The following is a 20,425-nucleotide window of genomic DNA, read 5'->3' on the forward strand; positions in this document are numbered from 1 at the left end:
GTGCTCCTAGTGGGGGGAGTCGGTCGGTGGTGCGGCGACGAGCGGTGGTGCGGCAACGAGCGGTGGTGGTGCGACGAGCAGTGGCAGCGCGGAGAACGCCTCGTCGAGCAGTTGGTCCTGGGTGCGGTCGGGGAAGTCCGGTGAGGCGTGCAACCGGATGACCGTGACGGCGAAGGTGAAGGTCATCTCGGTGACGACCCGCGGGATCGCCGAGGTGGCCGGGTCCAGACCGAGCCGGCGGGCGATCTCGGCGACGCCCTTGCCGCTGACGTCCGGATGCGCGTCCTCCAGGTATCGACGCAGGTCCGGGTTGGATTCGATGGCGTCGATGAGCGCGCTGAGCGTGGCTACATCCCCGCGGTGCCGGTCCAACATCGTGCGCCAGGCGTCTCGCAGGGCGTCCGCGCAACTCACCGAGTCGGGCTGCGCGCGGAGCTCGTCGTGGTACTCCCCGATGAGGTCGGCCGCGAGGTGCGTGAGTGCGGCGGCCTTGCCGGGGAAGTGGTTGTGGAAGGTGCGGACCGAGACGCCCGCGGCGTGGGCGATCGCGTCGACCGTGGTGGCCTCGTACCCGCGCTCACTCACGAGCGTGAGCGCGGCGTCGGAGAGCGCGCCGCGGGTCTGTTCCTTCTTGGCCGCACGCAGTCCGCGGGGCTTCAGGCAGTCGGAGGTCACTCGAACCACCGTACGGATTCTGCATGGTCGTGCAAAGTTGCAGAGGACTGAAATGAACGTGATTATGGTCACGTCGACGGGCCCCGTCGGGTATGGGCGCCCCGGCACCGCTGAGACCCCGACACAGAAGAGGACCCCGGCACCGCTGAGACCCCGACACGGAAGAGACCCCGGTACAGAGAAGGACCCCGACACGACGATCCGTGCCGGGGTCCTCTCGCGCGCGAGCCGGAGCGTAGGTCAGCCGCGGAAGGGCTCGGCCTTCTCCTCGGGGTGCTTGCGGAAGTTCTCGAAGCCCTCGACGATGAGCTTCTCGGCGAACTCCTTGTCGCGCCATTCACCCGGGGTGACGTGCTTGTTCGGCTCGAGGTCCTTGTAGTGCAGGAAGAAGTGCTCGATCGCCTTGAGCTCGAAGTCCGGGACGTCGCCGACGTCCTGGATGTGCTCCCAGCGCGGATCCAGGACCGGCACGCACAGCAGCTTGTCGTCGCCGCCGGCCTCGTCGGACATCGTGTAGACGGCCACGACGCGGGTCTTGATGATGACGCCGGGGTAGACCGACTCGTCGAGGAGCACCAGCGCGTCGCAGGGATCGCCGTCGTCCGCCAGCGTCTTGTCGATGTAGCCGTAGTCGGCGGGGTAGCCCATCGAGGTGAAGAGGAAGCGGTCGAGGTAGATCTTCCCGGTCTCGTGGTCGATCTCGTACTTGTTGCGCGAGCCCTTGGGGATCTCGATGGTCACTTCGACGGACACTGGCGTACCTCGCTCATCGTCATTCTCCGGGCCCGGGACGCTCTCCCGGGAAATTCCGGTCCGATTCTAGTAGGCCGCGCCGCACCGGGGGTGTCCGACGTCACGACGACCGCTAGCGTGGGTGCATTGATGGCGCGGCGGCAGGTGGCCGCGGGTGGGGAAGAGTCTTAGGAGGGCGGCGGTCCGTGACCGAGCGGGGTGTGTGGCGCGGGCGGGGCCGGACCTGGCGGATCGGGGTCGTCCTCGTCGTCGTCGCCCTGCTGGTGGCCGGGCTCGTGGCGGCGGCGCTCCTCACCGACGTCCGCGACGACCTGCGCGGGGGCCGCGAGGCCTCTACGCCCGCAGCGCCGCCGCCGTCCCCCGCGCTCCTGGCCGCCGATGGCGCGGCACCGTCCCCGGACCCGGCCGCGCTGGAGCGGATCCTCGGGCCCCTCGCCTCGGCCCCGGCCGTGGGCGACCTCACCGCCAGCGTGGTGGACGACGCCACCGGGCAGGTCCTCTGGGAGCGCCGCCCGCGCGACGCCAAGGTCCCGGCGTCCACCACCAAGCTCCTCACCGCGGTCGCGGCGCTCACCCGGTTGCCGGCCGACGCCCGTGTGGACACCGTCCTGGCCCGCGGCGCCGAGCCGGACACCCTCGTCGTGGTGCCCGGGGGCGACCCCACCATGTCCCGCGGCGCCGAGCCCGGCCCGCTCTTCCCGGGCGCGGCCACGCTCGCACAGGCCGCCGACGTGGTCCGCGCAGCGGGTCTCACGCCCGCGCGGATCGTCGTGTCCCCGGGCCCGTACACCGGACCGGGGCTGGGCCCCGGGTGGGCGACGTCCGAGATCGCGGCGGGGAACATCGCCCCCATCCAGCCGTGGATGCTCGACGCCGGCCGCCTCGACCCGGCCGACGAGTACTCGCCCCGCAGCGCCGAGCCCGCGCTGGCCGCCGGACGCGCGCTCGCCCGAGAGCTGGGCGTCGACCCCGAGCGGGTCCGGGTCGCCACGGAGTCCGTCGAGACGGCCGCTGAGCTCGGGCGCGTGTCGTCCGCACCCCTCACCGAGCGCGTGCGCTCGATGCTCGTGCACTCGGACAATGTCCTGGCCGAGGCGATCTGCCGCGAGGTGGCGCTCGACCGGAACCCCGACCAGCCGGCCGGTTTCACCGCCGGGACCGCCGCGGTGGTGGAGACCCTGACGGAGCGGGGACTCGACATGACCGGCGTCCACCTGGACGACTGCTCGGGGATGAGCCCCGGCAACCGGCTCTCCGCCTCCGTTCTCACCGACGTCCTGCGGACCGCCGCCGCGCCGGACGCGACCCGCGAGATGCGCGACCTGCTCGACACCCTGCCCGTCGCCGCCGGCTCGGGGACCCTGATCGACCGCTTCGACGGACCGGCCGCCCCGGGCGCCGGCTGGGTGCGCGCCAAGACCGGGACGCTCGCCGGGACCAGCGCGCTCGCCGGGACCGTGACCAGCACGGACGGCCGGACGATGAGCTTCGCGCTGCTGTCGTCCGGCACCGATCCCGCCGACGCGCGGGCCGTCCTGGACCAGATCGCCGCCGCGCTGAGATCCTGTGGCTGCCGGTAGCGGACCCGCCCGGCCCGGACCCGCCCGGCCCGGCTCGGCCTGGACCGGCTCGGCGTGGACCGTGCGCGCGGCCGTACGCGCGTTCCGGCGCGCGCACCCCGAGGTCGGCGACGACGTCTGCGTGGCGCTGTCCGGAGGTGCCGACTCGCTGGCCCTCACGGCGGCCGCCGCCGTCGAGTTCGGCTCCGTGACCGCCCTCGTCGTGGACCACGGGCTGCAACCGGGCTCGGCTCGGATCGCCCGGGATGCCGCCGGGGCAGCCCGCGGGCTGGGGGCGGAGGCGCAGGTCCTCGTCGTCGTCGTCCAGCCCGACGGTTCCGGCCCCGAGGCCGCCGCCCGCACGGCGCGGTTCGCCGCGCTCGACGCCGCGCGCGCCGGCCGGCCCGTCCTGCTCGCCCACACCCTCGACGACCAGGCCGAGACCGTCCTGCTCGGTCTGGGCCGTGGTTCCGGCGCGCGATCGCTGAGCGGGATGGCCGCCTGGGACGCGCCGTGGGGGCGCCCGCTGCTCGGGGTGCGCACCACCGACACCCGCGCCACCTGCCGCGCGATCGGCGTGGACTGGTGGGAGGACCCGCACAACACCGACCCGGCTTTCACGCGCGTCCGCCTGCGCCGCGAGGTCCTCCCGCTGCTCGAGGACGTCCTGGGGGGCGGGGTCGCCGAGGGGCTGGCGCGGACCGCGGGACTGCTCCGTGTCGACGACGACGAGTTGGACCGCCTCGCCGCCGCCGTGTCCGTCGGCTCGGACGGCGCTCTGGACGTCTCGGTCCTGGAGCCGTTGCCGCCGGCTGTGCTGACCCGGGTCCTGCGTCGGTGGCTCCTTGACCGGGGCGTGTCCGCACCCACGTACGTGCACCTGCAGGCGATCGCCGCGCTCGTGACGGAGTGGCGCGGGCAGGGCGGGGTGGCGGTGGGCGGCACCGGGTCGGCGGGAACGGGTGTGGCCGAGGACCGGGGGAGGTTGGTCGCCCGGCGCCGGCATGGAAAGGTGGTCCTGGAGATCGACCGGGCCAGCGGAGCGGGGACGCAAGATGCATAGCGACAAGTACGCCGACGAGATCGAATCGGTTCTCATCGACGTCGATGTGATCCGGGACCGGATCGTGGAGATGGGCGCCGCGATCGGGGAGCGGTACAAGGACGCCGAGCAGGAGGTCGTGCTGGTCGCCGTCCTCAAGGGCGCCGCGATCTTCGTCTCCGACTTCGCCCGCGCGCTGACCATCCCCTCCGAGCTGGAGTTCATGGCGGTCAGCTCGTACGGCTCCTCGACCAGCTCCTCGGGTGTCGTGCGGATCCTCAAGGACCTCGACCGGGACATCGCCGACCGCGACGTGATCATCGTCGAGGACATCATCGACTCCGGACTGACCCTGTCCTGGCTGATGCGCAACCTCCGGACCCGCAACCCGCGCTCGCTCGAGATCGTGACCCTGCTGCGCAAGCCCGACGCGGTCAAGGCCGACCTCGACATCCTCGAGATCGGGTTCGACATCCCCAACGAGTTCGTCGTGGGCTACGGCCTCGACTTTGCCGAGCGATACCGCGACCTGCCGTACATCGGCAAGCTGCACCCGCGCATGTACTCCTGAGGGGCGAGTCCCCCGGGACTCGGCCGCCTGCCCGGCTCCGGCCTGCGTTGTAGGTTCTCCTCTTTGTTGGACACGTGTCTGCCAATTGCGTGATCCAGGTCACTTCGGGCGGTTAGCCTGACGGCATGTTCCCAGGTACCTTCGCCGCCACCACGCCCGACAAGCCCGCCGTGATCCGTCCCGCGACGGGCGAGCAGATCACCTACGCAGAGCTCGAGGCCAGGTCGGCCCAGCTCGCCCACGTGCTGACCGACGACTGGGGTCTGGAGCCCGGTGAGACCATCGCCGTGGTCTCGGACAACACCCTCGAGATGGTCGAGATCTACTGGGCCGCCCTGCGGGTCGGTCTCTACATCGCCGCCATCAATCATCACCTGACGGCCGACGAGTCCTCCTACATCGTCGGTGACTGCGGCGCGCGCGCCCTCTTCGTCTCCGCGCCCGTGGCGGACCACGTCGACCTGTCCCCGGGGGCGCACCCCGAGGTCGAGCACCGGGTGGTGTTCGGCGGTGCGCTGGAGGGATTCGAGGACTACCGCTCGCTGCTCGAGGGCAAGTCCACCGAACCGCCCGCCGACCAGCCCCGGGGCCACGACTTCCTCTATTCCTCCGGCACCACCGGCCGGCCCAAGGGCGTCCGCGTGGACCCGCCGGAGGGGCAGATCGACCAGGTTCCCGACGTCTACACGCCGGTGTTCAGCTTCCTCTACGCCTTCGACGCCGACAGCGTCTATCTGTGCCCCGCGCCGCTGTACCACGCGGCGCCGCTCCGGTTCTGCGGCGTGGTCAACTCCGTCGGCGGGACCGTGGTCCTCATGGACCGCTTCGACGCCGAGGAATCGCTGCGGCTGATCGAGCAGTACCGGGTGACGCACTCGCAGTGGGTGCCGACGATGTTCGTGCGGATGCTCAAACTGCCGGAGGAGACGCGGGCGCGCTACGACGTCTCCAGCATGACCCACGCAATCCACGCCGCCGCCCCGTGTCCACCGGAGGTCAAGCGCCGGATGATCGAGTGGTGGGGCCCGGTGATCCACGAGTACTACTCGGCCACCGAGGGCATGGGCATCACGTTCATCAACTCGCAGGAGGCGCTCGAACACCCCGGGTCGGTGGGCCGCGACGGGCTCAAGGGCATCGCGCACATCTGCGATGACGAGGGCCGGGAGCTCCCCACCGGCGAGATCGGCAGCATCTACTGGCAGCAGGACGAGGGCACGTTCACCTATCACGGGGACCCGGAGAAGACGGCGTCCGTCTTCCACCCCGAGCACCCCAACTGGTCCACGTTCGGCGACGTGGGCTACCTGGACTCCGACCGCTTCCTCTACCTGACCGACCGCAAGTCGTTCACCATCATCTCCGGCGGCGTGAACATCTACCCGCAGGAGATCGAGAACGCACTCGCGCTGCACCCGGCGGTCGAGGACGTCGCGGTGATCGGGATCCCGGACGAGGATCTGGGCGAGAAGGTCCACGCCGTGGTGGTGCCCGCCGCCGACCGCGCGGGCGACCCGGGTCTGGGCGAGGAGATCCTCGGCTCGCTGCGGGGCCACGTGTCGGACTTCAAGATCCCGCGCGGCGTGGACTTCGTCGACGAACTGCCCCGCACGCCCACGGGCAAGCTGGTGAAGCGCCGGATCGTGGAGCAGTACGTCTGACCCGTCTGCGGTAGCACCCCCAGCCCGCCGCGAGGAGGATCCGGGAGATGGAGCTGGCAGGGGAGTTCGAGTGCGAGCGCCCTCGGCTGGTGCGGATCGCGGGCCGGGTGCTGGGCGACCCGGTGGAGGCCGAGGACGTGGTGCAGCAGGCGTGGCTGCGGTTGGCCCGGGCCGAGGCGGCGATCGACAATCTCCCGGGCTGGCTCACCACGGTCGTCACCCGGCTCTGCCTGGACCGGCTCAGGGCGGCGGTGCCGCAGCCGCACGAGCCCGTCGACCGCGCCGCCGCTGTCCCCGACCCGGCCGACGAGGCCGTCCTCGCCGACTCGGTGGGGGAGGCGCTGAGCGTGGTCCTCGACCGGCTCAGCCCCGCCGAGCGGGTGGCGTTCGTCCTCCACGACTCGTTCTCGGTCGACTTCCCCACCATCGCGGGGGTGCTGGACTGCAGGCCGGCCGCGGCCCGCAAACTCGCGTCGAGGGCCCGGTCGAAGGTCTCCCGGCCGGGGCCCACGGACGTGCAGGCGGAGTGGTTCGTCGTCGACGCCTTCCTCACCGCCTCCCGCAGCGGCGAGTTCTCCCGCCTCCTGGAGCTGCTCGCGCCGGACGTCGTGGTGGCCGGCGACCCGGTGGCCGTGGGGATCGGCACGCCCGCGCTCATCGAGGGGCGCGACGCGGTGGCGGAGTTCTTCGACGGCGCGGCGGCCTCCGCGTTGCCGGTGTTCGTCCACGGCCGGCCGGGGGCCGCGTGGTTCGACCGCGGCGTCGCGCGGGTGGCGTTCGACTTCCGCGTCTCCGGTGGCCGCGTGTCCCGTATCGATTTCCGTGCGGAGCCCGGGGCACTGGCGACCATCCGACGTCGACGGGACGGTGACCCGCGGTGATCCCACCCGCGGCGGATCGGTCACACTCCGGAGCCGCCACTCGTCATCATGGTGAGGAGCGCACCCGGCGCTACCCGGAGACACCGGAGGACCGATCCCATGAAAACGATGACCTGCAGAGACCTCGGCGGCCCGTGCGACCTCGCCCACCGCGGCGAGTCCGCGGACGACGTGATCAACGCCCAGGACGCGCACCTCAAGGAACGCGTCAGTGCCGGCGACGAGGCCCACGGTCCCGCGCGCAAGGACATGAAGGGGCGCTGGCTGCGTCCCCGGAAGGCGCTCGGGTGGTACAACGACGTCAAGGCGCGCTTCGCCGAACTGCCGGAGGACTGACCGGCCGTCAGGCCCCGCCCTTCTCGATCACCGCGGCCAGCGCGAGAAGGGTGGCCTCCGACCCGGGCCGACCGACCAGCTGGACAGAGGTGGGCAGTTCCCGCCCGAGCGGGGTGTGGGTCCGGCCGCAGGGCACGGACATGGCGGGCCAACCGAGCACGTTGGCCAGCGGGGTGAACGGCGAGAACCGCATCGACGCCCAGAGCGAGCGTCCCCACGACCGCTGGTGCCACGCGGTGGCCTCCGGCGGTACGTCGGCCAACGCCGGGGTGAGCCACACGTCCACGCCCGCGGCGTCCATGGCCCGCTCGACGTCGGAGCGCAGGGCCTCGGTCGCGCGGTTCCAACGGGTGTCCCCGTCCCCGGCGCCGCCGTGCCGGAACACGGTGCGGCCGAGCAGGGCGTGGTGCCGGGTCCGCCGCTCCATCGCCGACAGCGGGAGGTTGTCCTCCTCCGCCGCCCGGGCGACGGCCGACGTCCAGCGCGCCAGGTAGAGGATCGGGTCGCGTGGGGACGGCAGGGGGGTGTCGACGACGACGAGGTCGGCCGCCTCGAGATGCGCCGCGGCCTCCCCGGCCGCCCGCTTCCACGGCTCCTGGACGCGCACCAGATCACGGCCGAGCCTGATCGGGCTGGTGGTGGACAGTCCGATGCGGGTCCCGCCGGGCACAGGGGAGAGCGTGGCGAGCCCGGGTCGCCCGGACATCACGGACAGCGCCAGGGCCACGTCCTCGACCGTCCTCGCGAGCGGACCCGATTCGGCCCGGTGCCCCCAGTTGTCGCCGCCGAGTCGCGTGGGCACGACCCCCGGGCCGGGCTTGATCGTCACGATGCCGCAGGCCGCGGCGGGGATCCGCAGGGAGCCCATCCCGTCGTCACCCACCGCGAGGGGAACCATCCCGGACGCCACGGCCGCCGCGGACCCGCCCGAGGAGCCGCCGGCGGACCGCGAGACGTCACGGGGATTGCGCGTGATCCCGTGCTCCTCCGAGTCCGTCATCCCCCAGGTGCACAGCTGGGGTGCCGCGGTGATGCCCACCGGGATCGCACCGGCCGCCAGGAGGGGCGCCACCACCGGGTTGTCCAGACTCACCGTGCTCTTGATGGCCAGCGGTACACCGGCCAGGGGGAGCGACGACCGGGCGGCCGGGTCCAGTGCGTCCACGGCGGCCCCGGTGGAGCGGCCGTCCGCACGCAGGAGGGTGGTGAAGGCGCGGAGCGACGGGTCCAGGTCCGCGACACGATCGAAGGCGGCGTCGAGCGACTCCAGCGCGCCGAGGGCGCCGGACTGCACCGCCGCGGCGGTCCTGGCGGCACTGAGCGGAGGAGTGGTCACGGACACGATCGTACGACGGGGGTCGGACACGGCGGACTGTGCGCCCGTGGCGATCAGCGCGGTCGGCTGTCGGACTTCGCAGGTAGCCTGGGGCGATATCAACGACGTCAGTCCCATGGGACGTCAGTCGTACAACAGGTCCGCCGACCGGCTGGGCCGTCCTTCGCACACGAGGACCGAATGGAACGCAAGAGCAACACCGTTTTCCGCAACGTGGCGATCGCGGGTGCCATCATCCTGGCGATCGTCGGGTTCTCGTTCTTCGCGAACGACGAGCGGGGTTACGCCGAGGTCGACACCTCGGTGGTGCTCGCGCAGATCGACGCCGGGAACGTCAAGGAAGCCACCATCGAGGACCGGGAGCAGCAGCTCCGGCTCACTCTCGAGTCTCCGATCACCCCGGAAGAGGGTGAGGACGAGACCGACCAGCTCATCGCCAAATACCCGGAACGGGCGGCGGACCAGATCTTCGACCGGATCGCCGCGGCCGAACCGGAGAAGTACGACACGACGGTCACCCAGCAGGGCTTCCTCGCGCAGATGGCGTCGTTCCTGCTGCCCATGCTCATCCTCTTCGGGCTGCTGTTCTTCTTCATGTCCCGCATGCAGGGTGGCAAGGGCGGGCTGTTCGGTGTGGGCAAGTCGCGTGCGGTCGAGTTCACCAAGGACATGCCCCAGACCACGTTCGCCGATGTGGCGGGCGAGGACGAGGCGGTGGAGGAGCTCAACGAGATCAAGGACTTCCTCCAGAACCCGGCGCGGTACGAGCGGCTCGGGGCCAAGATCCCCCGCGGCGTCCTGCTCTACGGCCCGCCCGGAACGGGCAAGACCCTGCTCGCGCGTGCTGTGGCCGGCGAGGCCGGGGTGCCGTTCTACTCGATCTCCGGCTCGGACTTCGTGGAGATGTTCGTGGGCGTCGGCGCCTCGCGTGTGCGCGACCTGTTCGAGAAGGCCAAGCAGAACGCTCCCTGCATCGTGTTCGTCGACGAGATCGACGCCGTGGGCCGGCACCGGGGATCCGGTACCGGAGGCGGCCACGACGAGCGCGAACAGACGCTCAACCAGTTGCTGGTGGAGATGGACGGGTTCAGCGATCGCGAGACGGTCATCCTCATCGCCGCCACCAACCGCCCGGACGTCCTGGACCCGGCCCTGCTGCGTCCAGGGCGTTTCGACCGGCAGGTGCCGGTGACCAACCCGGACCTGCGTGGTCGCGAGGCCATCCTCGCCGTGCACTCGGTGGGGAAACCGCTGGCCGAGGACGTGGACATGCGGTCGCTGGCACGGCGCACGATCGGCATGTCCGGCGCCGATCTGGCCAACGTGCTCAACGAGGGTGCGCTGCTGGCCGCCCGGATGGGTCGGGACGAGATCTCGATCGACATCCTCGAGGAGGCCACCGACCGGGTGGTGGGCGGTCCGCGCCGCAAGCACCGCGTGATCAGTGAGCACGAGAAGAAGGTCACCGCCTACCACGAGTCCGGCCACGCCCTGGCCGCGTGGGCGATGGAGGATCTGGAACCGGTCCACAAAGTCACGATCCTCGCCCGCGGCCGCACGGGCGGACACGCGCTGGTCGTCCCCGAGGACGACAAGTCGCTCATGACCCGCGCCGACATGATCGCGCGCATCGTGATGGCCATGGGTGGCCGCGCCGCTGAGGAATACGTCTTCGGCGAGCCGACCTCCGGCGCCAGCTCGGACATCGAGCAGGCCACGCGGATCGCTCGGACGATGGTCGCCGAGTACGGCATGAGCGCCAAGCTCGGGGCCGTCAGGTACGGCGGCGAGGGCGGGGACCCGTTCCTCGGCCGCGGCGGCGGCTCGGGCGCGGAACACTCCCCGGAGGTCGCCAAGATCATCGACGACGAGGTCCGACGGATCATCGACGCCGCGCACACCGAGGCCTGGCGGGTTCTCGAGTCCAACCGGGAGATCCTGGATTCCACCGCCGGCGAGCTGCTCGAGAAGGAGACGCTGCGCCAGGACGATCTCACCAGGCTCTTCGTCGACGTGGTCAAGCGTCCCAGGATCACCGAGTTCGACGACTTCGGCGGTCGCATCCCGTCGACGGTGCCGCCCATCAAGACCCCGGGAGAGCTGGCCAAGGAACGTGGCGAGCCGTGGCCGCCGCCGGTGACCGATCCGTTCGCCAAGTCCGTCCTGCCGGCGGGGCGTGAGCCCGGAGGCTCCGGAGAGCCGGACCCCACCGGGGGAGGCGTGACCGGACCCGGGGTCGGGCCCCGTCGCGAGTCGGTCCCGGCCGGCTCGTCGCAGTCCGGGATCCCGGCGTACGGCACCCCGCCGCCCCCGGGCTGGTCGGCACCGGGCTGGCCCCCGCGCAGCACGACGCCCGGCGGCAGCCCGCTGCCCGGCGGCAGCCCGCTACCGAACGGTGGCCCCGGCCCGAGTGGTGCCGAGACCACCCGGCTCCCGGCGGCCCCCGCGCATCGGGAGTCGCCCCGCAACGAACCCGCTGCTGAAGAGTCCAGCGGCCGAGAGTCCACCCGCGGCGAGGACTCCCCGCCCACGCCTGCCGCGCCGGAAGGATCGACCCGTGCGTGGTCGGCGGTGGAGGGTAGTGGTCGCGGAGGCGGATCCCGCCGGCGGGAGGACAAGGAACCCGGCTGGCGTGCCCCGTGGGAACGTGACGACTGACCCACCGGTAGGTTCCGTGCGAGAAGAGGATTGATGACGACCCCTGACCACATACCCCCGGCCGACGCCCGGTCGGTGTCCACCGGCAGCGTGTTCGACGCCGAGCGCGCCGAGGCCGCTGTCCGTGAACTCCTGCTCGCCGTGGGCGAGGACCCGGACCGAGAGGGCCTGCGGGACACCCCGGCCCGCGTCACCCGGGCGTACCGCGAGATCTTCGCGGGGATGTTCACCGATCCCGCCGAGGTGCTGTCCAAGACCTTCGACGAGGATCATCGCGAGTTGGTGCTGGTGCGGGACATCCCCATCTACTCCACCTGCGAGCACCACCTGGTGCCGTTCCACGGAGTGGCCCACATCGGGTACATCCCGGGACGCTCGGGTGCGGTCACCGGGCTGAGCAAGCTCGCCCGGCTCGCGGACCTCTACGCCAAGCGGCCGCAGGTCCAGGAGCGGCTCACCAGTCAGATAGCGGATGCACTGGTGGACAAGCTCGATCCCTCCGGTGTCATCGTGGTGATCGAGTGCGAGCACCTGTGCATGGCCATGCGCGGGATCCGCAAACCCGGTTCGGTCACCACCACCTCCGCGGTCCGCGGGATCATGCGGTCCAACGCCGCCAGCAGGGCGGAGGCGCTCGGCCTCCTGCGCGGTACGTGACCCGCTCGGACGTCCTGCCGCGCCCGGGCCGCTGCGCGGTGATGGGCATCGTCAACGTCACGGCGGACTCCTTCTCCGACGGTGGGCGCCACCTGGCCCCCGGGGCTGCCCTCGCGCACGCCCGGCAGCTGGTCGCCGAGGGCGCCGACCTGCTCGACGTGGGCGGGGAATCCACCAGGCCCGGGGCCATCCGGGTGGACCGGAATGACGAGGCCAGCCGCGTCATCCCGCTGGTCCGGGCGCTCGCTGCGGACGGCGTCACCGTCTCCGTCGACACCATGCGCTCGTCGGTCGCCGCTGACGCCCTCGGGGCGGGTGCGGAGATCATCAACGACGTCTCCGGAGGCCTCGCGGACCCCGACATGCTGTCGGTCGTCGCCGACCACGGTTGTCCCGTCATCCTCATGCACTGGGTGACGCCGGACGAGTACCGGGCGGGCGCCGGCGGCCGCTCCGATCACGGCGGGGATGTGGTGGCGTCGGTTCGCGACCACCTGGCGCGCAGGGTCGACGCGGCGCTGTCCGCGGGAGTCCACGAGAGCTCGATCGTGCTGGACCCGGGCCTGGGGTTCGCCAAGGACGCAGCCGACAACTGGGCGCTGCTCCATGGACTCGACCGCCTCATCGAGCTCGGATTCCCCGTCCTGGTGGCCGCCTCCCGGAAGCGGTTCCTCGGTGCACTGCTGGCCGATGTCCACGAAGAGCCGCGCGCGGTGGCCCGGCGTGATCCGGCCACCGCAGCCATCACGTCACTGTCCGCCGCGGCCGGCGCCTGGGCGGTCCGTGTGCACGACGTGGCGCCCAGCGCCGACGCGGTACGGGTGGCCGCCGCGTGGGCGGCCGGGGGAGCGGGGCAGGGCTGATGGCGGACCGCATAGAACTCCGGGGCCTGAAGGTCCGCGGGAACCACGGTGTCTTCGACCACGAGAAGCGCGACGGTCAGGACTTCCTGGTGGACCTGGTGCTGTGGACCGACTTCACCGCGGCCGCCGCTTCCGACGACCTCGCCGACACGGTCGACTACGGCGCTCTGGCGCTGTTCGCTCGCGACGTCGTGGCCGGGGAGCCCTGCGATCTCATCGAGACCGTCGCCTCCCGGATCGCCGACGGGATCATGGATCTCGCCCCGGGAGCCCACGCGGTGGAGGTGACGCTGCACAAGCCGCAGGCCCCCATCCCTGCCGAGTTCGCTGACGTCGCGGTGGTGGCCCGGCGCTCACGCGAGGGCGGCGGCGGCCAGACGGGGAGGACGGCGTGACCTGTCGGGCGGTCCTGTCGATCGGCGGGAACCAGGGTGACGCGCTGTCCCTGCTCCGGGGTGTGGCGGCCGACGCGGCCGACGGCGGGATGCTCCGCGACGTCTCGTCGGTCTACGCCACCCCTCCGTGGGGCGGGGTGGCGCAGGACGACTTCCTCAACGCGGTCCTCGTCGTCGAACATCCGGGGTCCCCGCGGGACGTCCTCGAGTGGGGATTCGAACGGGAGCGCGCCGCCGGCCGCACCCGCGAGGTTCGCTGGGGGCCACGGACGCTCGACGTGGACGTGGTGGCGGCCGCAGTCGACGGGGTGGAGGTGGTCTCCGAGGACCGGATCCTCACGCTGCCTCACCCCCGTGCGTCCGAGCGCGCGTTCGTCCTGATCCCGTGGCTCGAGCTCGAGCCGGGGGCGAGCCTGGGTGACCGGCCCCTGAGGGAGCACCTCGAGGAGCTCGATCCCTCAGACGTCGCCGCGGTACGTCGCCTGGACCACGCGTTGGCCCCAGAAGGGTGGACCGCCTGACATGGCCCGGATCGCCTACTCCACGCTCCTGCTGATCGCGCTCGTCGCAGGGGTGGCCTCCTATGTGTTGACCGGCTCGTTCCTCGGGGCGCTGCCGCCCATCGGCTGGGGCTGGGTGACGCTGCCGGTGGTGGCGTTGATCGACCTGCTCCTCGCGCTCCGGATCCGATCGGCGATCGACGACGGCGGGGTCGGGCAGGACCGCAGCCAGATGCACCCGCTCACCATCGCCCGGTGCGCAGCACTCGGTCAGGCGTCGGCGGTTCTCGGGTCCGTGGCCGGAGGGCTGGGCACGGGCCTGGTCCTGTACTTCCTGCCGAGACTCGGCGAACTGGCTGCCGCCGGAGACGAACTCCCCGCGTCCGTGGCGGTCCTCGTCTCCGGGGCGCTACTGGTGGGCGCCGGATTGTTCCTCGAGTCGGCGTGCGAGACCCCGCCGCCGGATGAGGACGCCAGGGGTCTGGCACAGCCCACCTGAGCCCCGGCCAGTGAACGGGCGCGTCGGTTGGGCGCAAACGCCCGCAGGTTACTCGTGTGACCGGTGATTCTCTGCGTATCATGCGGGACATGAGTTCCGACGGTTCGATCGACAAGCCACGGTCTGTTCGGCCTGCGCGCGGCGACGACCGCGGACTGGCGGCCATCGCCCTCGGGGTGTTGCTGGCGTTGGCGATCGTCGCGACCGTGGTGATGGTCTTCTCCGACAATCCCGTGTGGACGCGCATCGGCACCCTCGCGGCGTTGTGGGCGGCGTTCATAGGGGCGTTCCTCGTAGCCAAGTACCGCCGGTTGGCGGCGGCGGAATCAGCGCGGGTGCACGACCTGCACACCGTCTACGAGCTCCAGCTCGAGCGGGAGATCTCAGCTCGTCGCGAGCACGAACTCGTGGTGGAGAAGGGACTGCGAGACACCGTCCGCTCGGAGACCTCGGACTCCATCCACGCGCTGCGGCTCGAAGTTGCCGCGTTGCGGGAGCAGCTCGGTCAGATGGGCGTGACGCTGCCCGAGGACCGCTTCGCGGTGAGTGGCCATGCGCCCGCCGGCCAACTCGGCGCCGGTTCAGCACTGCCGTCAGTGCCGTCCGAGCGGGTCGAGCCCCGTCGCCGCGGTTTCGGGCCGACGGATCCGACGCCTGCCGCCCCCTCCCACACCACCCCCGCGCCGACCACCCCCGCGCCGACCACCCCCGCGCCGTCCTCTGCCGAGGCTGCCGGGCCCGGTGTCGGTCGAGATGCCACCCCGAGCACCGAGCGCACCGAGAAGTTCTCCCCTGTCTCGGAAGGATCCCGCGCAGCGGGAGAGACTCGCGCCGCAGCGCCGGGTGGCGACCAGCAGCGCCGCCCCGCCGTCCGTCCCACCACCCGCTCGCAGCCGGTGTCCACGGCGCCGTCTGCGGAGCCGCGGAAACAGCCCGCGCCGAAGCCCGAGCCGACCCCGGCCGCGCCGAAGCCCGAGCCGACCCCGGCCGCGCCGAAGCCCGAGCCCGCCTCGACTGACGCCACCCCGCCGAGCCGTCACGGGGAGGGCGAGGGTCTCTCGGTCGCCGAGCTGATGGCCCGTCTGGGTGGCGACAACACCTCCGGTGGCGGGCGGCGCCGCCGGCACTCGTCGGACTGAGCCCGCGCAGCTGTTCACGCACGCTCCTGTGAGGTGCGCCACTGATCGCTGTTCGCCGCGTCCGAAAGGACTACTCTCAGCCCCGAGATGTCCGGGACCCACCATGTGAGTGGGCCTGGAACGGATCGAACACTGGAGCACTCATGATGGCCGAGTTCGGCGTCACCGGAACACCCCCTGCCCGGCTGTCCATCGGACTCGTCTCGGCGGGTCGCGTCGGCACAGCGATCGGCGCCGCCCTCGAGCGGCGTGGCCACGTGGTCTCCGCGGTCGTCGCGCGTTCCGAGCGCTCGCGCGACCTCGTCGCCCGCCGGCTCCCCGGGGCCCGGCTCGCCGACCCTGTTGCCGTGGCGGACGCCGCTGAACTGTTGATCCTCGCGGTCCCCGACTCCGTCCTGCCCGGTGTGGTCGCCGAGTTGGCGAGCGCGGACGCCTTCCGCCCCGGCCACATCGTCGTCCACGTCGCCGGCGCGGTGGGTGCTGACATCCTCCGGCCCGCCGCGGATGCCGGCGCGGTCGTCGTCGCGGCGCACCCGGCCATGACCTTCACCGGCGGCGATTCCGACGTCGACCGCATGGAGGGCTGTTCGTGGGCGCTCACCTCCCCGGACGAGGTCGGTCTCGTCGTCGGACAGATGTTGGTGATGGAGACCGGGGGCCTACCCGTCACCGTCGCCGAATCCCACCGCGCGCTGTACCACGCCGCCCTGGCGCACGGCGCCAACCACCTGGTGACCCTCGTCAACGACGCCGCCGAGGCGCTCGCGGCGTCCTTCTCCGTCCTGCCCGGCGGTGGGGTCGAGGGCGACCCGGACGGCATCCTCGGCTCGGACGCCGAGGCTCTCGCGCGCCGCACCCTCGCGCCCCTCCTGCACGCGGCGCTCGACAACGCCCTCGCCTCCGGTGACTCCGCGCTCACCGGTCCCGTCATGCGCGGCGACGCGGTGACCGTCTCGCGCCACCTCGACGCGCTCGAGGACGTCGGCGGCGGCATCGCTGCCGGCTACCGCGCGCTCGCGCTGCGGACGGCGGACCGCTGCGGCGCCGGCCGCGACGTCACCGACCTCCTGGCCCCCGACCTCACGGAGCAACTGCGATGACCACCTCCACCTCCACGTACGCCGTCCGCACGGCGGTCCCGGGCCGTCCGGGTACCGGGTTCTCCCGCGGTGAGCTGACGATCCACCACGAGCCGGCCTCGCTACACGCGGTCACCGAGTCGCTGCGCAAGGTCGGGAAGCAGATCGTCCTGGTCCCGACCATGGGTGCGCTACACGAGGGGCATCTCGCGCTGGTCGAGGCCGCGCGTCGCACACCCGGGTCCGTGGTGGTGGTGTCGATCTTCGTCAACCCGCTGCAGTTCGGGCCCGGCGAGGATCTGGACGCCTACCCGCGCACGCTCGACGAGGACGTGGCCCGCCTCGCCGACGCCGGAGTCGAGCTGGTCCTGGCCCCCAGTGCGGCCGCCATGTACCCGGCCGGGCCGCGGACCACCGTGCAACCCGGGCCGACGGGCGACATCCTCGACGGCGCCGCCCGCCCCGGCCACTTCGCCGGGATGCTCACGGTGGTGGCCAAGCTGTTCAACATCGTCGCGCCCCACCAGGCGTTGTTCGGGGAGAAGGACTACCAGCAGCTGGTCCTGATCCGGCAGATGGTGGCCGATCTGGATTTGAACGTCCGGGTGGTGGGTGTGCCCACCGTCCGCGAGTACGACGGTCTGGCCATGAGCTCGCGGAACCGCTACCTCTCCCCGGAGGAGCGGGAATTGGCCACCACCCTCAACGCTGCGCTGGTGGCCGGGACGTTCGCGGCCAAGGGCGGGGCCGAGGCGGTCCTCGACGCGGCCCGCGCGGTCCTCGCCGAGCGTCCGCAGATCGCGGTCGACTACCTCGAACTCCGTGCCGGCGACCTCGGCGAACCGCCCGTGGAGGGGCCGGGCAGGCTTCTCGTGGCCGCACGTATCGGAAAGGCCCGCCTCATCGACAACGTCGGCGTGGCCATCGGCACCGGCTTCCTCGCCGACGCCGAGGCGACCGTCGCCGCGCAGCAGGCCGAGATGGCCGCTGACCTCCAGGAAGGCTTCTAGATGCAGCGCACCATGCTCCACTCCAAGATCCACCGGGCCACGGTCACCCAGGCCGACCTGCACTACGTGGGTTCCTGCACCATCGACGCCGACCTGATGGACGCCGCCGACCTGCTCGAGGGACAGCAGATCGACATCGTGGACATCAACAACGGCGCCCGCCTGACCACCTACGCCATCACCGGTGAGCGCGGGTCGGGCGTCATCAGCATCAACGGCGCTGCCGCGCATCTGGTCCACCCGGGTGATCTGGTGATCATCATCGCCTACGCCGTCATGGAGGACGCCGAGGCGCGGGCCTACCGACCGCGCGTGGTGTTCGTCGACTCCCACAACCGGACGCTCACCGAGGGAACCGATCCGGCGGACGTGCCGGAGGGGTCGGGCCTGAAGAACCCGCGCGTCCCCGAGCCCGCCACCGTCTAGGTGCCGGGATAACCGTGCTTCTCACCGTCGACGTCGGCAACACGCACATCCGGCTCGGCGTCTTCCCCTCCGGCGGTGGCCCGCTCGAGCGCACCTGGAGCATGCGGACGTCGCCCGCGGTGACCTCCGACGAGCTGGCGTTGACCATCCGGGGCCTGCTGGGCGAGTGCGCCGGGCGCCTCTCCGGCATCTCCGCGATGTCGGTGGTGCCCTCGGTGACCGGGGAGCTGCGCAGGATGGCCGCCGACTACTGGCCGGACCTGCGCGCGGTCGTCGTCGCGCCCGGGGTGAAGACCGGGGTCCCGCTGCTCGTGGACAACCCGCGCGAGGTGGGGTCGGACCGCGTGGTCAACGCGCTGGCCGCCCACTGGATGTTCGAGGGCGCGGTCATCGTCGTCGACGTGGACACGGCGACCACCGTCGACGCGATCTCCGCGCGCGGCGAGCTGCTCGGCGGCGCGATCGCGCCCGGGATCGACATCTCGGTGGACGCCCTGGCCGAGCGCGCGGCGGCGCTGCGCAAGATCGAGGTGGTGCGGCCCAGGAGTGCCCTGGGCAAGAACACCGTCGCGGCGCTGCAGGCGGGGATCGTGATCGGTTTCGCCGGGCAGATCGACGCCCTGGTCGCCCGCCTGAAGGCCGATGTGGCCGAGCTCGCCGACGCGAGCGTCGTGTTGACCGGCCTGCGGGCGGACGTGGTGGCCGAGGAATCGCGGACGATCACCGACGTGGAACCCGAGCTCGCGCTCGAGGGTCTGCGGCTGGTGTTCGAGCGCAACGCCTGACGCGGCCGGGATCGACGACGGCGACGACCACTACGACGGCGACAACGAGGGCGACGACGACGAGGTGCGCCGCGGCGGTCAGGCCGACGAGCGGTAGCTCGTCATGGAGACCGAGCCCCAGGCGTAGCCCTTGCTGAAGGAGTCCAGCGTCTCGCCGGATCCCGCGGCCATCCCGGCGGTGTAGAGCAGGGGCAGGAAGTGGTCGGCGCTGGGCACGGCCAGCCGCGCGTCGGGGTGCTCGATCAGGGAGAGCGCGTCCTCCGGCCGCTCGGTGAGCAGCTCCTGGGCGTGGTCGTCGAAGCGGTGTGCCCAGTCGGCCCCCGAGTTGCCGCGGGAGGGGTCCACGGCGGCGAGGTTGTGCACGACGTTGCCGCTGGCCAGCACCAGGACGCCGGAGTCCCGCAACGCGGAGAGCCTGGTGCCCAGGTCGAAGTGGTAGCTCGCGGGCTTGGACGCGTCCACCGAGAGCTGGGCCACGGGGATGTCGGCGTCCGGGAAGACGTGGGTGAGGACGGACCACGTGCCGTGGTCGAGCCCCCAGGAGTCCTGGTCCGCGCCGACCCAGGTGGGCTTGACGACCTCGGCCACCTCGGAGGCGAGTTCGGGGGCGCCGGAGGCCGGGTACTCGAACTCGTTCAATTCCTGTGGGAAGCCGTAGAAGTCGTGGATCGTCCGCGGGTTGGTCATCGCGGTCACGGCGGTGGCGTTGATGTACCAGTGCGCAGAGACGGCCAGAACGGCCCGGGGACGCTCGGGGAGCGAGTCGCCGAGCGCGGCCCATTCCCGGGTCCACTGGTTGACCTCGAGCGCGTTCAGGGGGACGCCGTGCCCGATGAAGACGGCGGGCTGGCGGAGGTGCGTGGCGGTCATGGTAACTCCTTCGATCCAGATACATGATGCATCAACTATTACCGGAATGCCAATGGGGTAGGCGGGCGGGTGCCTCGCAGGTGGAACGGGCTCGGGCGAAACGGGCACGGCCGTGACGTCCACGCTTGAAATAGGTAGACCGGTCTGTCTATTATTGCGGCCATGAACGCACGACGAATGCCCTCGGCCGGTCCCGTGGCATCCGCGCGCGTGCGCAGCACTGGTGTCCCGACCGGCGATAGCCCCCTCGAACGAACCCCAGCCGAGATCCCCGCGAGGAGCACCACATGACCACCGCCCTGACCGCCACCGCCTCGTCCGCCACCGCCACCGCCATCGGCATCACGTTGGCCGTCGCCGGCTACCGCGCCGCGGTCGAGGCCGGGGCACTCGTCGTGGACATCCGCTCGCGGGCCCAGCGTGAACGGCAGGGCGTGCTGGCGGGCGCGGTAGCGGTGGAGGCCCGTCCCGTCGTCGACCTGCTCGATCCGCGGTCGGCCGCACCGCTCGCGGCCGTCGGTGAGGGCCGCGAGGTGGTGCTGGTCAGCGACGACGGCCTCGACGCCGAACTGTTCGCCGTCGAGTCGCACTCGCGTGGTGTCCGGGGGGTCCGCGCGGTAGACGGTGGGCATGCTGCGCTCCGTGCCGCCGGGGCACTCGGTCTGCTCTCCGACGCGGACCACCTGCTGCGCGAGCGGTCCGCGATCTCGGCCCACTGATCTCCGCGACG

Annotated in this window: 22 protein-coding genes; 18 read left to right on the top strand and 4 right to left on the bottom strand. The window is 71.9% G+C overall.

The genetic code is table 11. The features are described from left to right. Positions 1-6: 6 nt before the first annotated feature. Together R4P08_RS13760 and R4P08_RS13765 are read right to left on the bottom strand one after the other, a co-directional pair. Entirely contained in the window at positions 7-675 is a 669-nt protein-coding gene (locus R4P08_RS13760) for a TetR/AcrR family transcriptional regulator (protein ID WP_317814459.1), read from the bottom strand. 240 nt (positions 676-915) lie between these two features. Beyond that, positions 916-1,428: an inorganic diphosphatase gene (locus tag R4P08_RS13765; protein ID WP_317814460.1), complete on the bottom strand. Its 513-nt coding sequence runs from the start codon at positions 1,426-1,428 to the stop codon at positions 916-918. A gap of 185 nt (positions 1,429-1,613) precedes the next feature. On the opposite strand from R4P08_RS13765, the gene dacB reads away from it, so the two are divergent. From dacB to R4P08_RS13795, 6 genes are all read left to right on the top strand, one after another. Further along, positions 1,614-3,008, top strand: coding sequence for a D-alanyl-D-alanine carboxypeptidase/D-alanyl-D-alanine-endopeptidase (gene dacB / locus R4P08_RS13770; protein WP_317814461.1), 1,395 nt, complete (start codon positions 1,614-1,616; stop codon positions 3,006-3,008). Then, positions 2,995-4,050, top strand: coding sequence for a tRNA lysidine(34) synthetase TilS (tilS, locus tag R4P08_RS13775; protein WP_411741208.1), 1,056 nt, complete (start codon positions 2,995-2,997; stop codon positions 4,048-4,050). Before dacB ends, tilS begins: the two co-directional genes overlap by 14 nt. After that, complete coding sequence (hpt, locus tag R4P08_RS13780; protein ID WP_317814462.1) at positions 4,043-4,600, top strand: hypoxanthine phosphoribosyltransferase; 558 nt, start codon at positions 4,043-4,045, stop codon at positions 4,598-4,600. The genes tilS and hpt overlap by 8 nt, the downstream gene beginning before the upstream one ends. A 125-nt stretch (positions 4,601-4,725) precedes the next feature. Then, complete coding sequence (locus R4P08_RS13785; protein ID WP_317814463.1) at positions 4,726-6,261, top strand: acyl-CoA synthetase; 1,536 nt, start codon at positions 4,726-4,728, stop codon at positions 6,259-6,261. A gap of 47 nt (positions 6,262-6,308) precedes the next feature. After that, entirely contained in the window at positions 6,309-7,142 is an 834-nt protein-coding gene (locus R4P08_RS13790) for a sigma-70 family RNA polymerase sigma factor (protein ID WP_317814464.1), read from the top strand. Between the two features lie 99 nt (positions 7,143-7,241). Beyond that, positions 7,242-7,478 (top strand): DUF1059 domain-containing protein, encoded by a 237-nt coding sequence (locus tag R4P08_RS13795; protein WP_317814465.1) that lies wholly within the window; start codon positions 7,242-7,244, stop codon positions 7,476-7,478. A 7-nt stretch (positions 7,479-7,485) separates the two neighbouring features. Here R4P08_RS13795 and R4P08_RS13800 read toward each other — a convergent pair whose 3' ends face one another. Next, positions 7,486-8,814 (bottom strand): amidase, encoded by a 1,329-nt coding sequence (locus R4P08_RS13800; protein ID WP_317814466.1) that lies wholly within the window; start codon positions 8,812-8,814, stop codon positions 7,486-7,488. A gap of 180 nt (positions 8,815-8,994) precedes the next feature. Between R4P08_RS13800 and ftsH the strand changes: the two genes are divergently transcribed. From ftsH to R4P08_RS13855, 11 genes are all read left to right on the top strand, one after another. Further along, on the top strand, positions 8,995-11,472 hold the full coding sequence (gene ftsH / locus R4P08_RS13805) for an ATP-dependent zinc metalloprotease FtsH (RefSeq protein WP_317814467.1): 2,478 nt from the start codon (positions 8,995-8,997) through the stop codon (positions 11,470-11,472). A 33-nt stretch (positions 11,473-11,505) separates the two neighbouring features. Beyond that, the gene (gene folE, locus R4P08_RS13810) at positions 11,506-12,129 is read left to right on the top strand and encodes a GTP cyclohydrolase I FolE (protein WP_317814468.1); all 624 of its coding nucleotides are present in this window, start codon (positions 11,506-11,508) and stop codon (positions 12,127-12,129) included. 41 nt (positions 12,130-12,170) lie between these two features. Next, on the top strand, positions 12,171-12,992 hold the full coding sequence (gene folP, locus R4P08_RS13815; protein WP_317814540.1) for a dihydropteroate synthase: 822 nt from the start codon (positions 12,171-12,173) through the stop codon (positions 12,990-12,992). Then, positions 12,992-13,387: a dihydroneopterin aldolase gene (folB, locus tag R4P08_RS13820; RefSeq protein ID WP_317814469.1), complete on the top strand. Its 396-nt coding sequence runs from the start codon at positions 12,992-12,994 to the stop codon at positions 13,385-13,387. The genes folP and folB overlap by 1 nt, the downstream gene beginning before the upstream one ends. Further along, a complete protein-coding gene (gene folK / locus R4P08_RS13825; RefSeq protein WP_317814470.1) occupies positions 13,384-13,908 on the top strand; it encodes a 2-amino-4-hydroxy-6-hydroxymethyldihydropteridine diphosphokinase in 525 nt (174 codons plus the stop codon). The genes folB and folK overlap by 4 nt, the downstream gene beginning before the upstream one ends. 1 nt (position 13,909) lies before the next feature. Further along, complete coding sequence (locus R4P08_RS13830) at positions 13,910-14,386, top strand: DUF3180 domain-containing protein (protein WP_317814471.1); 477 nt, start codon at positions 13,910-13,912, stop codon at positions 14,384-14,386. A gap of 89 nt (positions 14,387-14,475) precedes the next feature. Beyond that, positions 14,476-15,525: a DUF6779 domain-containing protein gene (locus R4P08_RS13835; RefSeq protein ID WP_317814472.1), complete on the top strand. Its 1,050-nt coding sequence runs from the start codon at positions 14,476-14,478 to the stop codon at positions 15,523-15,525. Between the two features lie 146 nt (positions 15,526-15,671). Next, complete coding sequence (locus R4P08_RS13840; protein ID WP_317814541.1) at positions 15,672-16,625, top strand: Rossmann-like and DUF2520 domain-containing protein; 954 nt, start codon at positions 15,672-15,674, stop codon at positions 16,623-16,625. Continuing rightward, entirely contained in the window at positions 16,622-17,614 is a 993-nt protein-coding gene (gene panC, locus R4P08_RS13845) for a pantoate--beta-alanine ligase (protein WP_317814473.1), read from the top strand. The genes R4P08_RS13840 and panC overlap by 4 nt, the downstream gene beginning before the upstream one ends. After that, positions 17,615-18,040, top strand: a complete 426-nt coding sequence (gene panD, locus R4P08_RS13850; RefSeq protein ID WP_317814474.1) for an aspartate 1-decarboxylase — start codon at positions 17,615-17,617, stop codon at positions 18,038-18,040. It begins immediately after the preceding gene. A 14-nt stretch (positions 18,041-18,054) separates the two neighbouring features. Next, on the top strand, positions 18,055-18,825 hold the full coding sequence (locus R4P08_RS13855) for a type III pantothenate kinase (RefSeq protein WP_317814475.1): 771 nt from the start codon (positions 18,055-18,057) through the stop codon (positions 18,823-18,825). Positions 18,826-18,903: 78 nt separating this feature from the next. Here the strand turns inward: R4P08_RS13855 and ygiD are convergent, their stop codons facing one another. Further along, positions 18,904-19,695 carry a 4,5-DOPA dioxygenase extradiol gene (gene ygiD, locus R4P08_RS13860; protein ID WP_317814476.1) on the bottom strand — a complete coding sequence of 264 codons (792 nt, stop codon included), beginning with the start codon at positions 19,693-19,695 and terminating at the stop codon, positions 18,904-18,906. A gap of 287 nt (positions 19,696-19,982) precedes the next feature. On the opposite strand from ygiD, the gene R4P08_RS13865 reads away from it, so the two are divergent. Beyond that, positions 19,983-20,414: a rhodanese-like domain-containing protein gene (locus R4P08_RS13865; RefSeq protein ID WP_317814477.1), complete on the top strand. Its 432-nt coding sequence runs from the start codon at positions 19,983-19,985 to the stop codon at positions 20,412-20,414. Positions 20,415-20,425: the final 11 nt, after the last annotated feature.

The sequence above is a fragment of the Rhodococcus sp. IEGM 1408 genome (assembly GCF_033142235.1).
GTDB lineage: Bacteria > Actinomycetota > Actinomycetes > Mycobacteriales > Mycobacteriaceae > Dietzia.